The sequence below is a fragment of the Streptomyces sp. NPDC059524 genome (genome assembly GCF_042749255.1).
GTDB classification, from domain to species: domain Bacteria; phylum Actinomycetota; class Actinomycetes; order Streptomycetales; family Streptomycetaceae; genus Streptomyces; species Streptomyces xanthii.
Genome location: NZ_JBHYTK010000209.1, coordinates 1 through 11,537, shown reverse-complemented (window position 1 = coordinate 11,537; position 11,537 = coordinate 1). Strand labels below are relative to the sequence as shown.

Below are 11,537 nucleotides of genomic sequence, written 5' to 3'. Positions count from 1 at the left end.
CGCGGGGGGGGCCCCCGCCCCCCGCGCGCCCCGCGGGGGCGCGGCTCCCGGGGGGGGCGGCCCGGGGGGCGGGCGCGCCCCGGCGTCGCCGCGCGCGCCGGCGGGGGCCCCCACGCTGGGCGCGGGCCGGGGCCCCCCCCCCGGGGCCGCCTCGCCGGGGGGGCGCGGCGCCCCGGGGCTCGCGGCTACAGGTCCGCGCAGATGGCGCGCGCCTTCTCCAGGTCCTTCTGGACCGTCGCGTCGAACTCGAAGACGCGGGCCTGGCGGTTCTGCGCGCGACGCATGGCCTCGGCGAGCGGGCGGTACTCGGCGTCGCCCGCGGCGGCGGCCGCGGAGAGGGTGCCCGCCGCGCTGTAGCGGTTCAGGGCGATGTCGCCCTCCGCGCCCTTCGTGCCGTACTTCTTCTCGTCGAAGCCGTCGAGAGCCCGGCAGGCGGCGCGGGCGTCGTCGGCCGGGGCGGTGCCCTTGGCGGTGGTGCCGCTGTCCCCCGTGAGCGCCCACGCCGCGGCGACTCCCCCGCCGCCGAGCACGAGCCCCGCCAGCAGCGCGACGACCACAGCGGTCGTACGGCCGCGCGGGGCCGGGGGTGCTGCGGGGTGGGGTGCCTGGGCGGGGGCGCCTTGCGGCTGCTGTGGGTACATCCGGCCCAAGATAGTGCGGGCCCCGCCGGGGCCCGCCGCGGGGTCGCCGGACGTCCGTCACGCCATGTCGCTAGGCGGGCTTCAGGTCGGTGATCTTCCGGGTCCGCAGATCCGTCTGCACCTTGATCTTGGTGATCTCGGGGTGTCCGCCGTCGCTCCAGGTGAGGGTGACGAGCGCGGTGGCGTGCCCGGCGCCCGAGCCCGTGTACGCCACCGACCACTTCACCGGCACGTTCTGCGCGAAGAGGATGCCGTCGGCGTGCTCGCGGGCCTCGTAGGCGGCCACCTTCTTCTGCTCGGCGGTCGAGAGGTAGAACTTCCGCAGCGCCTTGGCCTGGGCGCCCGCGGCGGCGTCGCCGGTGCTCCACACGGCGTCGATGTAGGCGCCGTAGAAGTCGGCCACGCGGTCGGTCACGTTCCTCGGGTCGCCCTGCACGGGTGTCGGCGCGGCCGTCGACGCGTGCCGGGTGGTGGGCGCGGGGGCCGGTCCGGCGAGCGCGGGTGTGACGGCGGCCAGTCCGAGGGCCGCGGTGAGGGAGCCCGCGACGAGCAGACGGGTGCGGAGGTTCTTGTGCATCGGAAGTGCCTTCCCCGTACGACGTACATGTGCCGCCCGGGACGATGCGTTCCTCCCGGGCCTTCGGTCACAGGCAAAGATGTCCAATAGAGGGGGCCAGTTCCAGTAACACCCCTCTTGTTTCGGATTTTTCTCGATGCGCCGTGATATCGCTTACCGCCGTTTATCAACCGGAAATAGGTTGTGCCCGAGAGGGAAAAAGGACGGCAAAAACTAATGCCGTGGAACGGGCGCGGCGAGGTCGGCTAGCGTGCGCGGCCATGGGTGAACTCATAGTGATCCGGCACGGCCAGACCGAGTGGAGCCTGTCGGGTCAGCACGCCGGCCGGACCGACGTACCCCTGACGGAGGCGGGCGAGGCGGCGGCCAGGTCGCTGGCGCCGAGGCTGGCGGGCCGGCGTCTCACGGCCGTGTTCAGCAGCCCGTTGAGCCGCGCTCTGCGCACGGCCGAACTGGCCTGCCTGACGGACGCGAAGCCCGACCCGGACCTGCTGGAGTGGGACTACGGCGGCTACGAGGGCCTGACCGCCGAGCAGATCAGGGCGTCGCGACCGGACTGGGACCTGTGGCGGGACGGAGTGGTCCCCGGTGACGCCGGACATCCCGGCGAGCGGCTCGACGAGGTCGCCGCGCGGACGGACGCGGTGCTCGACCGAATCCGCCCGCTGCTCAGCGAGGGCGATGTCGCGGTCGTCGCGCACGGCCATCTCGCGCGCGTGCTCACCGTGCGCTGGCTCGGCCTCGACCCGTCCGCGAGCCGACTCCTCGGCCACCCGCACCCGGGCACCCTCAGCTTCCTGTCCTCGGAGGACGGCCAGCCGTGCATCGCCGGGTGGAACGTGCCGTAACGGTACGGGGCCCGGTCCCGCCCGGGCCCCCTAAAATCGCCGGATGTCTGATCTCCACGCCGCCCCCTACCTCGTCCACGGCCCTCGGGTGGCCATACGCACTCTTCGCCTCGCGGACCACGCCGAGTTGGCGGCGCTGGCCCGGGAGAGCGCCGCGACGATGCGCCGCTGGCTGGGCGTGGGCGAGCGCACGGAGGCCGAGTTCGCCGCGTACATCGAGCAGATCGCGCAGCCCTCCCGTGAGGGGTACGCGATCTGCCGGAGCGACACCGGCGCGATCGTCGGCACCGTCAACATCAACAACATCGTCCGGGGCGGCCTGCAGTGCGGGACGCTCGGCTACACCGCGTACGCGTCGACCACGGGCCGCGGCTATATGACGGAGGGGCTGCGGCTCGTCGTCCGGTACGCGTTCGAGCACCTGGATCTGCACCGCCTGGAGGCCAACATCCAGCCGGACAACGAGGCTTCCCTCAATCTGGTGCGGCGGCTGGGGTTCCGCCGCGAGGGGTTCTCGCCCGCTTTCCAGCGGATCAACGGTGAGTGGCGCGACCACGAACGCTGGGCGCTGACGCGGGACTAGATCCGGCACCGGCACCCGGGGATCAGAGTCCCAGGTCGATCGCGAGGCAGGAGTAGAACTTCCACTGGCCCTCGGGGTCGTACATGGCGTTCGCCCTCGCCGCCGCCTCCGTGTCCGCGCCTTCGCTCATGTCCTCGAAACGGACCCGCTCGGGCAGCCTGCCGAACCGTGCGCTGCGGGCCGCCGCGGCGGGGTCCGCGATGCCTTCGTGACTCATGACCGTCCTCCACCTCGTGGATGCGCCCTGCTGTAGCCGGACACATGTCAGTCTGCTCGTACCCGCGTAACCGGTCAAGACGGTGACGCTCGATCGTGCCAACAGCCCAGGTGTGCGGGACGGGAATCTCCTCTCCCGCCCATCGAGCGGAATCGAACGGGGCACCTTGTCACTGTCGGCGTCGTTCATCGGGGCGGGCGACGACCTTCCCGCCCTACGACCTGAGGGGTTCTGATGCACGAGCTCGCGGACGCGATCGAATCGGTGGAGCAGTTGACGGTGGGCTGGCGCGCCCTGGTCCTCGACCGGGACCCGGAGGCGGACGTGCGCGATCTGCCGGGGATCGCCGTGCGCTGGGCCGACTGCCGGTTCGCGTTCTGGAACTGTCTGACGTTGACCGAGGCGGGCCTCGGCACCGGCCTGATGCGGCGGCGGCTCGCGGAGGCGGCCGGCATCATGCGGTCGAAGCGGCACCCGGGCTTCCTGTGGGTCTTCGACGACCTCCTCCAGGACGACGCCCGGGCCGAACTCGACTCGGCGGCCGCGCAGACGGGCCTGGAGCACGCCTTCCCGGGCACGGGCATGGCCGGCAGCTTCCTTCCGGTGCCCGATCCGGTCCACCCGGACCTGACCTTCGTACGGGTGTCGTCCGAGGAGCAGTTGCGGGCGTTCGCGGACATCAACTCGCGGGCGTACGGCTTCCCGTTGGAGGACGGCCGGGACGGGCTCGCGGGGTCCCGGCTGTGGCACGAGGACGTGTACGCGTATCTGGGGCTCCGGGACGGTGAGCCGGTGACGTGTGCCGCGTCCGTCGAGGCGGCGGGCCGGCTGTTCGTCGTCCTCGTCGCCACGGAACCGGCCTGGGAGCGCCGCGGTTACGGCGAGGCCGTCACCCGCAAGGCACTGCACGAGGGCGCGCGGCGCACGGGCCTGACGCGGGCGACGCTGCACGCGACCGTGGCGGGGGCCCCGATGTACCCCCGCATCGGCTTCGAGCCGAACTCGCCGATGCGCTTCTACGCGCTCAAGAGCTGAGCCCGTGACCGCCCGGGGCGGCAGGGCCCGGGTCAGACCGGGCTGCCGCTCCTGCGGGCGCGGTAGGCGGCCGCCTTGACGCGGTTGCCGCAGGTGCGCATCGCGCACCATTCGCGGCGGCGGCCGCGCGAGCGGTCGAGGTAGACCTGGGTGCATTCGGGGCGGGCGCACTCGCGCAGCAGGGCGGCGTCGTCACCTCCGAGGAGCTCGACGGCCTCGCGGGCGAGCGCGGACAGCCCCTGCGAGACGGTGCCCGTGCGGCGCACACCGTCCGGGCCCAGGTGCACGCGCACGGGGAGTCCGGCGGCGTGGCGGTTCACCTCGGCGATGTCCGCGGGGGGCATCGGCTCGCCGGCCAGCCGGGCCACGACGAGGGAGTGGATCGCCTCCCGGAGGTCGATCGCCGTGTCCAGGTCGAGCGCGTCCGCGCCCGGCGGCACGTCGAACATCGCGGACTCGACGAACCAGTCGTCCAGCAGCCCGGGCGTGGCCAGCTTCTCCAGGGGCGCGGCGTCGCGTCGCGCCCGGAGCGTGCCGACGAAGTCGAGCGGGAGCGACCCGCAGGGAAAGGCATGGTTCACATCACCATCTTGGCGGGTGACGTGACACGTGTGCAATGCCTCGGGCGGCCCCGCGCGTCGGGCCGTACGCAAGTGTCCGTTCGGGGGTTGCGACATACATCCCGGTTGTACGATGCGTGCCATCCGTCAGCACAACGGAGAGTGAGCCGGAAATGGCCAGTACACCAGCCGAGACGCTCCGGTCCCGGTACGTCGAGCAAGCCGCGTCGGATCTGGCGGAGAACCGGCGCCAGCAGCAGGAACTCACCGAGAAGATCAAGATGTTGAAGCAGGAGGAGGCCCTCCTCACCGACATCCTGAGCCTCACCGAGCGGTTCGAGGACCCGGCGACGGCGTCGTCCCGGCCGGCGCAGGAGGCACAGCAGAAACCTCGGGCACAGCAGGAAGTCGTGGACACCCCTCCCGTCGAGGCCCCCGCTCCGGCGCGCACCGCCGCGAAGTCGGCCGCGAAACCTGCCGCCAGGCCGGCCAGGAAGTCCGCCGCGAAGCCCGCTCCCCGTAAGGCCACCAAGACGGCCAAGGCAGCCAAGGCCTCCAAGAGTGCGAAGTCCGCCAAGGCGGCCGAGCCCGCCAAGCCCTCCGGTGCTTCGGGAACGAAGTCCGGCGGCACGGCGGATTCCGGGGCGAAGCAGCCGGCCCGGCCCCTGCTCGGTGACCTCCTCGCGGAGTTGCTCGGGCGGTACGAGGAGCCGCGGCTCGCGAAGGAGCTCCGGGAGGAGTTGCTGGAGAAGCACCCCGATCGGACCCCGACGCCGCAGGTCGTGCGGAACACGTTGGAGGCGCTCGTGGCCAAGGGCCGTATCCAACGCCACAAGCAGCAGCGTTCGGTGATGTACACGCTGGTCGAGCAGGGCGCCGCCTGACGGGCCGGGCACACCGGCCGGTTCAGGAACGGGCGGGCGGCACAGGGCGGTCGGCTCCGGCCCCGGCTCCGGACCCGCGGCGGAACTTGGCGCGGTACTCCCCCGGCCGCTGCCCCGTGTGCCGGACGAACAGGCCGCTGAAGGCGCCGACGTCGCGGTAGCCGACGTCGGCTGCGATCCTGGCCACCGTCCTGGCGGTCGTCTCCAGCAGGTGTCCGGCCCGGCGCACACGGGCCGCCTGCAGATGGGCGAGCGGTGTCTGCCCCGTCTCGTCGCCGAAGCGGCGGAGCAGGGTCCGCGTGCTGACGTGGAAGGTGCGGGCGAGCGCGGGCAGGTCGTAGCGGGCGTCGAGATGCTGGTCGAGCCAGCGTTTGACGTCCAGGGAGAACGTGCGGCCGGTGGTGGGGACGAGGGAGGTGTCGACGTACGGGGCCTGGGTGGAGCGGGCGTCGTCGACCAGTGCGATGCGGGCGGTGCTGCGCGCGACGGCGGGGCCGTCGTGTTCGCGGATGAACTGCAGTGCGAAGTCGTACATGGCGCTGAAGGCGGCCGTCGTCGTGATGCCCCGGTCGGTCACGACGAGGCGGTCGGGAGACAGGTGGGTGTCGGGGTGGCGGCGCGCGAAGCGGTCCGCGAACAGCCACGAGGTGGTGGCCTCCCGGCCGGCGAGCAGTCCGGCCTCGGCGAGGAGAAAGGCGCCGACGCACACGGACACGAGCGCCGTGCCCTCGGCGGCGTGTGCGCGCAGGGCGTCCAGCTCCGGGGCCAGTCCGGCGAGCGTCGCGTCGAGGTCGAGGGCGGGCGACAGTTCGAAGCCGGGGACGACGAGGACGTCCACCGGACGCATTGCCGCGACGTCGAGGGACCAGCCGCCTGAGGCGCGGACGCGGCGCCTGGGCGAGAGCACCGTCATCTCGTAGGCGGCCGGCGCCGTCTCGCGGGCCCTCGCCGCGACATGCCCCGCCATGGTCAGCAGGTCGGGGACGCCGTACACCTCGGACGCGAAACAGCCCGGATAGGCGAGCACACCGACGCGGAGCGGGCTGGGGTTCACGGGCGTCTCCGGATCGTTCGGACAGGGTGCCGGGCGGAGTGGAACGGGTGGCGATATTAGCCGGTCGGATGGCGATGTCGCCGCTTCCCGGAAGCCGCCGCGGCCGCGCACGATCAGCCGCATGACTGACACCACCGACAGACGAGAACTGCGCGACCCCCTGGACGACTTCGAGCAGCGGCTCGTCGGCGTGGACGGCGTGGAGAAGACCGTGTACGTGACCGGGGCGGGCCCGGCCGTCGTGCTGATGCCGGAGATGCCGGGCATCAGTCCCGACGTGGCGCGCTTCGCCCGATGGCTGAGGGAGGCCGGCTTCTCGGTGTATCTACCGTCACTGTTCGGGGTCGACGGCGCGTATCCGCTGGCGGAGGCCGGGGAGACGGTCGTGCGGCGGGCGTGCGTCAGTGCCGAGTTCCGGGCGTTCGCCGGGGGCGGGACCAGCCCGGTGACCGGCTGGCTGCGGGGACTGGCGCGGCAGGCGCACGCCGAGCGGGGCGGGCCCGGGGTCGGCGCGATAGGCCTGTGTTTCACCGGGAACTTCGCTCTGACCATGGCGCTGGAACCCGTGGTGGTCGCGCCGGTCGTCAACCATCCCTCGCTGCCGCTCGACGACCCGGGCGGCCTGGAGCTGAGCGCCGAGGACGCCACGGCGGTGGCCGAACGGGTCGGGCGGGACCGCCTGAAGGTGCTCGCCTACCGCTTCGAGAACGACTCCTGGTGCACCGGTCAGCGGTTCGCCGCGTACCGCGCGCTCCTCGGTGACGCGTTCGACGGGCGGGTGCTCGACGACGCGGACGCGAATCCCGCCCCTCCGCCGTTCTTCCGGGACGTCGTCGGCTGCGCGCACAGCGTGGTCACCGCGCACCTCGTCGACAAGGAGGGGCATCCCACGCGGCGGGCCCGGGACGAGATCATCGCCTTCCTCGGCGAGCGGCTCGGGGTGCCGTCGGCGGCCGGCGGGGCGTAGCGGGTCCCCGCCGGGCTAAAGCCGGTTGAGGACCGTGGCCCCGTACGGAAGGGTCTGCGGACATGGAGTTCTTCGTTTATCACCGGGACCGGGTCGGCTCGCTCGCGCTGCGTCAGGCGCTGCTGGAGGACCACTGGTCGTACATGGACGGGTTCGCGGCCGAACTGATCGCGCGCGGCCCGGTCTTCGAGGCGGACGGCGAGTCGCTCAGGGGCAGCGTGCACATCGCCGAGCTGCCGGACCCGGCCGCGGCCTGGGCCTTCGCCTGCGAGGAGCCCGGCTATCAGGCCGGGGCGTACCGGGACGTGATGGTGCGCCGGTGGCGCAACGAGCTGGGGCGCACGATGTGGGACTTCGCGGGCGGGCTCACCGGCGAGGACCGGTATCTGGTCCTCGGCCTCGGCCCGGAGGCGGGCGCCCGGTACGCGGTGCCGGCCGAACGGGAGGAACTGCTGGCGTTCGGCCCGCTCCTGTCCGACGACGGGGAGACATGGCTGGGGACGGCCGCACTGGTGCGGGCCCCGGACGCGGAGGCGGCGCGGGGTGTGCTGGGCGCGGGTCCCTGGGCGCAGGTCGAGGTGTATCCGTGGGAGTGCGGCGGTCGCCGCTGACTCAGCTCGTCGCGGTGCAGGGCATCGGCGGGCGCTGTGCCCACGCCGCACGGGCGGCTCTTGCCGCTCGGCGCCGCACCGGACCCGGTGCGGGTGGACGCCGGGCGAGTGCTGTTCGGCACCCGCGCCGTGCGGGGACACCTGACGGGGGCGCCGGTCGAGAACGAGGACGACCTGGCGTCCAGCGCGGCGGCCCGGGTCAGGCCGCGGATCGAGGTGTTCCCGCTGTCCGAGGCGCCGAAGGAGTACACGCACATGCCGGCGGGCCGGGCCCGCTTCCGCGCGGTGCTCGACGCGACCGGCTGAGCGGGCGGAGTTGCGCCCCGGGCCGGTCCGGGCAGGCTGGGTGAGGACGTGCCCCACACCGCAAGGAGCCGGCCCCATGCAGATCGACCTGTCGGGACGTACCGCGCTGGTCACCGGTTCGACCCAGGGCATCGGTGCCGCGATCGCCACCGGGCTGGCCCGGGCCGGTGCCACCGTAGGGATCAACGGGCGGTCCCGGGACCGGGTCGAGGAGGCGATCGGGCGGCTCCGCGGGGACGCGCCGGGAGCGGAGTTCGTGCCGGTCACCGCCGACGTCACCACGGAGGAGGGCGCCCGGCGGGCCGCCGAGGCGCTGCCGCGCGTGGACATCCTGGTCAACAACCTGGGCATCTTCGACTCGGCGGACCCGCTGGAGATCACGGACGACGAGTGGCGCCGCTACTTCGAGGTGAACGTGCTGGCCGCCGTACGGCTCGTCCGCCAGTACCTGCCGGGGATGAGCGGGCGCGGCTGGGGCCGGATCCAGAACATCGCGAGCGACTCCGCCGTGGTGATCCCCGCCGAGATGATCCACTACGGCATGTCCAAGACGGCGCTGCTCGCGGTGACCCGGGGCTTCGCCAAGCAGGCCGCGGGCACCGGAGTGACCGTCAACTCGGTCATCGCCGGTCCGACGCACACGGGCGGGGTCGAGGACTTCGTGTACGGGCTCGTGGACCGGGACCTGGCGTGGGACGAGGCGCAGCGGGTCTTCATGCGCGAGTACCGTCCGCAGTCGCTGATCCAGCGCCTGATCGAGCCCGAGGAGATCGCGAACATGGTGGTCTATCTCGCCTCGGACCAGGCCTCGGCGACGACGGGCGGCGCGCTGCGGGTGGACGGCGGCTACGTGGACTCGATCCTGCCCTGACGTCCGGGCCCGCCCCGCTCACGGCCGGACTCGGTGTGCGCGCCTCCCGCTCCCCGCCGCGCTGACGCACGGTCACTCGTGTCCCGCGCGCGTGCCGGTGGGGGCGGAGTGCGGAATCCCCTCCGTGCCCCGCACTCCCCCGCCGTCCGTCCACTGCACCACACCCCGCTCGGACGCCACAACAGGAGGGAGATCTTCCGTTTTCCTCGCACTGGGGCTGTGCGCGCGGCCGCGGGGCGACGGACCGTCAGGAGCGGGCGCTCCCGGGGGCGCGGGCTCGGGCAGGGTGCGGAAGAAGAGCCAGCTCAGGGCGGGCATGGCGATGAGCGGGGTCAGGGCGGTCTGCAAGGTGAGGGTGTCGGCGAGGCGGCCGAGCAGCGGACTGATCAGGCCGCCGATGCTGACGGTGAGTCCGAGCGTGACGCCGCCGGCCGTGCCGACGCGGGAGGGCAGGTAGTCCTGGCCCAGGGTGACCTGGAGCGAGAAGGGGACGTAGAGCCCGGCCGAGGTCAGGGCCACGAAGACGTACAGGGCGGGGCCCGGCACGTAGAGCAGTCCGGCCACGGCGGCCACGGTGAGCAGGTAGGACCAGCGGCAGACGCGGACACGGTCGTAGCGGTGGGCCAGGGAGCCGCCCAGGAGCGAGCCGACGGCGCCGCCCGCGAACAGGAGGAACAGCGCGGCGGTGCCCGCGCCCGAACTGCCGTGCATGCGCTGCCGGGTGTACAGGGCGACGAAGGTGCTCAGGCCGATGAAGACGACCGAGCGGAAGACGACGGCCAGCGAGAGTTTCAGGAAGGACCGCACGTCGTCCGGGCGGTCCGGTGCCGGAGCGGACGGGGGCGCGCCGGCCTGACGCCGGGCCGTCAGGCGCAGAACGGGGGCGGCGAGGGCCGCGCCGGCGAGCGCGGGCAGGGCCAGGAACGGGGTCCAGCGCAGTGAGCCGTGACCGATGACGACGGACACCATGACGGGGGCCAGGGCGAAGCCGATGTTGCCGCCCAGGGAGAACCAGCTCATGGCGCGGTGGCTGCCCCGGCTCGCCAGCCGGGCCAGTCGGGCGGATTCGGGGTGGTAGGCGGCGACGCCGATCCCGGAGACCGCGACGAAGACGAGCGTGAGCGCGTACGAGCCGGTCACGCCGCTGAGCGCGATCCCGGCGCCGCCGAGGAGCGTGCCGGCCGGCAGCAGCCAGGGCATCGCCCACCGGTCGGTGAGCATGCCGAACACGGGCTGGGCCACGGACGACAGGAGCGACGCGGCGAGGACGAGACCGGAGGCGACGGCGTACGTGTAGGCGCGTTCGGCCACGAAGAACGGGATGAGGGACGCCACGGCGCCCTGGTAGATGTCGACGCAGGCGTGGCCCACGGAGAGCAGCAGGATCGAGGTGTTCCTTCGCACGTCCTCATCCTGCGAAGAAGGCGCGGTGTCGCGCTTTCGATAAAGTGACAGGCGATGCAGAACATCCGCCACGAAGGCGCCGCGCGGGCGCCGGCCGCCGTCCGGCACACGAGCGTCGCGCCCACCAGCACACGGTGGCTGGCGTCCGGCGGGGAGATCGACGCCCATCGCCACGACGACCACCAGATCGTCTACGCGGGGCACGGCACCATCGCGGTGACGACGGACGCCGGTTCATGGGTGACACCCGCGACCCGCGCCATCTGGATCCCGGCCGGGACGGTGCACCGGCACCAGGCGCACGGCGAACTCGAACTGCACCTCGTGGGGCTGCCCGCCGCACAGAACCCGCTCGCGCTGACGGAGCCGACGGTGCTCGACGTCAGCCCGCTGCTGCGGGAGCTGATCGTGGCGTACACGCGTGATCCCGAGGACGACAGCGCGCGGCGGGCGCGCCTGCGGGCCGTCCTGCTCGACGAGTTGAGGGTCGCGCCCGAACGGCCGCTGCATCTGCCCGCACCGGCCGCTCCCCTGCTGTGCGCGGTGTACGCCGTCCTGCGCGCGGACCCCGGTGACGCGCGGTCCCTGGAGGAGCTGGGACGGCAGGTCGGGGCGAGCGCGCGGACGCTCTCGCGGCTGCTCCGTGCCGATCTCGGGCTGACCTTCCCTCAGTGGCGCACCCAGATCCGGCTGCACCACGCGCTGGTGCTGCTCGCGGACGGCCTGTCCGTCACGGCGGTCGCGCACCGGTGCGGATGGTCGTCGGCGAGCACGTTCATCGCCGTGTTCCGCCGGACGTTCGGGCACACGCCCGGGTCGCGCCAGGGCTCCTGAGCGCGGACGCGCACGCGGGTGCACGCGAGCCCGAACGCACGAAGCGGGGGGGCCCCCGCCCGGGGGCGGGGGGGCGCGCGGGGGGGGGGGGCGCCCGCGCCCGCGACCCGCCGCGCCCCCCCGGCCCCCGGGGGGGGCGGCCGCG

At 73.4% G+C, this 11,537-nt stretch carries 15 protein-coding genes; 9 read left to right on the top strand and 6 right to left on the bottom strand.

The features are described from left to right. Positions 1-185: 185 nt before the first annotated feature. Both ACFW9D_RS35335 and ACFW9D_RS35330 read right to left on the bottom strand, forming a co-directional pair. A complete protein-coding gene (locus tag ACFW9D_RS35335; protein ID WP_384629063.1) occupies positions 186-641 on the bottom strand; it encodes a hypothetical protein in 456 nt (151 codons plus the stop codon). 70 nt (positions 642-711) lie between these two features. Then, positions 712-1,218, bottom strand: coding sequence for a hypothetical protein (locus tag ACFW9D_RS35330; protein ID WP_384629060.1), 507 nt, complete (start codon positions 1,216-1,218; stop codon positions 712-714). A 260-nt stretch (positions 1,219-1,478) separates the two neighbouring features. On the opposite strand from ACFW9D_RS35330, the gene ACFW9D_RS35325 reads away from it, so the two are divergent. Then, positions 1,479-2,066 (top strand): histidine phosphatase family protein, encoded by a 588-nt coding sequence (locus ACFW9D_RS35325; RefSeq protein WP_384629058.1) that lies wholly within the window; start codon positions 1,479-1,481, stop codon positions 2,064-2,066. A gap of 43 nt (positions 2,067-2,109) precedes the next feature. Next, the gene (locus ACFW9D_RS35320; protein ID WP_384629054.1) at positions 2,110-2,649 is read left to right on the top strand and encodes a GNAT family N-acetyltransferase; all 540 of its coding nucleotides are present in this window, start codon (positions 2,110-2,112) and stop codon (positions 2,647-2,649) included. 22 nt (positions 2,650-2,671) lie between these two features. Here the strand turns inward: ACFW9D_RS35320 and ACFW9D_RS35315 are convergent, their stop codons facing one another. After that, complete coding sequence (locus ACFW9D_RS35315; RefSeq protein ID WP_384629051.1) at positions 2,672-2,866, bottom strand: hypothetical protein; 195 nt, start codon at positions 2,864-2,866, stop codon at positions 2,672-2,674. Between the two features lie 234 nt (positions 2,867-3,100). On the opposite strand from ACFW9D_RS35315, the gene ACFW9D_RS35310 reads away from it, so the two are divergent. Then, complete coding sequence (locus ACFW9D_RS35310; RefSeq protein ID WP_384629048.1) at positions 3,101-3,901, top strand: GNAT family N-acetyltransferase; 801 nt, start codon at positions 3,101-3,103, stop codon at positions 3,899-3,901. A 32-nt stretch (positions 3,902-3,933) separates the two neighbouring features. Here the strand turns inward: ACFW9D_RS35310 and ACFW9D_RS35305 are convergent, their stop codons facing one another. Further along, positions 3,934-4,482: a CGNR zinc finger domain-containing protein gene (locus ACFW9D_RS35305; RefSeq protein WP_384629045.1), complete on the bottom strand. Its 549-nt coding sequence runs from the start codon at positions 4,480-4,482 to the stop codon at positions 3,934-3,936. Between the two features lie 152 nt (positions 4,483-4,634). On the opposite strand from ACFW9D_RS35305, the gene ACFW9D_RS35300 reads away from it, so the two are divergent. Then, positions 4,635-5,345, top strand: coding sequence for a hypothetical protein (locus ACFW9D_RS35300; RefSeq protein ID WP_384629042.1), 711 nt, complete (start codon positions 4,635-4,637; stop codon positions 5,343-5,345). A 22-nt stretch (positions 5,346-5,367) separates the two neighbouring features. On the opposite strand, the gene ACFW9D_RS35295 is transcribed toward ACFW9D_RS35300, so the two are convergent. Further along, positions 5,368-6,399 (bottom strand): GlxA family transcriptional regulator, encoded by a 1,032-nt coding sequence (locus tag ACFW9D_RS35295; protein WP_384629039.1) that lies wholly within the window; start codon positions 6,397-6,399, stop codon positions 5,368-5,370. A gap of 121 nt (positions 6,400-6,520) precedes the next feature. Here ACFW9D_RS35295 and ACFW9D_RS35290 point away from each other — a divergent pair, with 121 nt between their 5' ends. From ACFW9D_RS35290 to ACFW9D_RS35275, 4 genes are all read left to right on the top strand, one after another. After that, the gene (locus ACFW9D_RS35290; RefSeq protein ID WP_384629036.1) at positions 6,521-7,366 is read left to right on the top strand and encodes a dienelactone hydrolase family protein; all 846 of its coding nucleotides are present in this window, start codon (positions 6,521-6,523) and stop codon (positions 7,364-7,366) included. Between the two features lie 62 nt (positions 7,367-7,428). Continuing rightward, complete coding sequence (locus tag ACFW9D_RS35285; RefSeq protein ID WP_384629033.1) at positions 7,429-7,977, top strand: YciI family protein; 549 nt, start codon at positions 7,429-7,431, stop codon at positions 7,975-7,977. 36 nt (positions 7,978-8,013) lie between these two features. Further along, positions 8,014-8,283 carry a hypothetical protein gene (locus ACFW9D_RS35280; protein WP_384629030.1) on the top strand — a complete coding sequence of 90 codons (270 nt, stop codon included), beginning with the start codon at positions 8,014-8,016 and terminating at the stop codon, positions 8,281-8,283. A 76-nt stretch (positions 8,284-8,359) separates the two neighbouring features. Further along, the gene (locus tag ACFW9D_RS35275) at positions 8,360-9,154 is read left to right on the top strand and encodes an SDR family NAD(P)-dependent oxidoreductase (RefSeq protein ID WP_384629027.1); all 795 of its coding nucleotides are present in this window, start codon (positions 8,360-8,362) and stop codon (positions 9,152-9,154) included. Between the two features lie 72 nt (positions 9,155-9,226). Here the strand turns inward: ACFW9D_RS35275 and ACFW9D_RS35270 are convergent, their stop codons facing one another. After that, positions 9,227-10,558, bottom strand: a complete 1,332-nt coding sequence (locus ACFW9D_RS35270) for an MFS transporter (protein WP_384629024.1) — start codon at positions 10,556-10,558, stop codon at positions 9,227-9,229. A 54-nt stretch (positions 10,559-10,612) separates the two neighbouring features. Between ACFW9D_RS35270 and ACFW9D_RS35265 the strand changes: the two genes are divergently transcribed. Beyond that, positions 10,613-11,392, top strand: a complete 780-nt coding sequence (locus ACFW9D_RS35265) for a helix-turn-helix transcriptional regulator (RefSeq protein WP_188340753.1) — start codon at positions 10,613-10,615, stop codon at positions 11,390-11,392. Positions 11,393-11,537 lie beyond the last annotated feature (145 nt).

What these genes read in the sequence shown, in the direction of transcription:
- ACFW9D_RS35330 (WP_384629060.1), bottom strand. Translation starts at nt 1,218, where the DNA reads ATGCACAAGAACCTCCGCACCCGTCTGCTCGTCGCGGGCTCCCTCACC.
- ACFW9D_RS35315 (WP_384629051.1), bottom strand. Translation starts at nt 2,866, where the DNA reads ATGAGTCACGAAGGCATCGCGGACCCCGCCGCGGCGGCCCGCAGCGCA.
- ACFW9D_RS35290 (WP_384629036.1), top strand. Translation starts at nt 6,521, where the DNA reads ATGACTGACACCACCGACAGACGAGAACTGCGCGACCCCCTGGACGAC.
- ACFW9D_RS35265 (WP_188340753.1), top strand. Translation starts at nt 10,613, where the DNA reads ATGCAGAACATCCGCCACGAAGGCGCCGCGCGGGCGCCGGCCGCCGTC.
- ACFW9D_RS35285 (WP_384629033.1), top strand. Translation starts at nt 7,429, where the DNA reads ATGGAGTTCTTCGTTTATCACCGGGACCGGGTCGGCTCGCTCGCGCTG.
- ACFW9D_RS35320 (WP_384629054.1), top strand. Translation starts at nt 2,110, where the DNA reads ATGTCTGATCTCCACGCCGCCCCCTACCTCGTCCACGGCCCTCGGGTG.
- ACFW9D_RS35310 (WP_384629048.1), top strand. Translation starts at nt 3,101, where the DNA reads ATGCACGAGCTCGCGGACGCGATCGAATCGGTGGAGCAGTTGACGGTG.
- ACFW9D_RS35335 (WP_384629063.1), bottom strand. Translation starts at nt 641, where the DNA reads ATGTACCCACAGCAGCCGCAAGGCGCCCCCGCCCAGGCACCCCACCCC.
- ACFW9D_RS35275 (WP_384629027.1), top strand. Translation starts at nt 8,360, where the DNA reads ATGCAGATCGACCTGTCGGGACGTACCGCGCTGGTCACCGGTTCGACC.
- ACFW9D_RS35325 (WP_384629058.1), top strand. Translation starts at nt 1,479, where the DNA reads ATGGGTGAACTCATAGTGATCCGGCACGGCCAGACCGAGTGGAGCCTG.
- ACFW9D_RS35300 (WP_384629042.1), top strand. Translation starts at nt 4,635, where the DNA reads ATGGCCAGTACACCAGCCGAGACGCTCCGGTCCCGGTACGTCGAGCAA.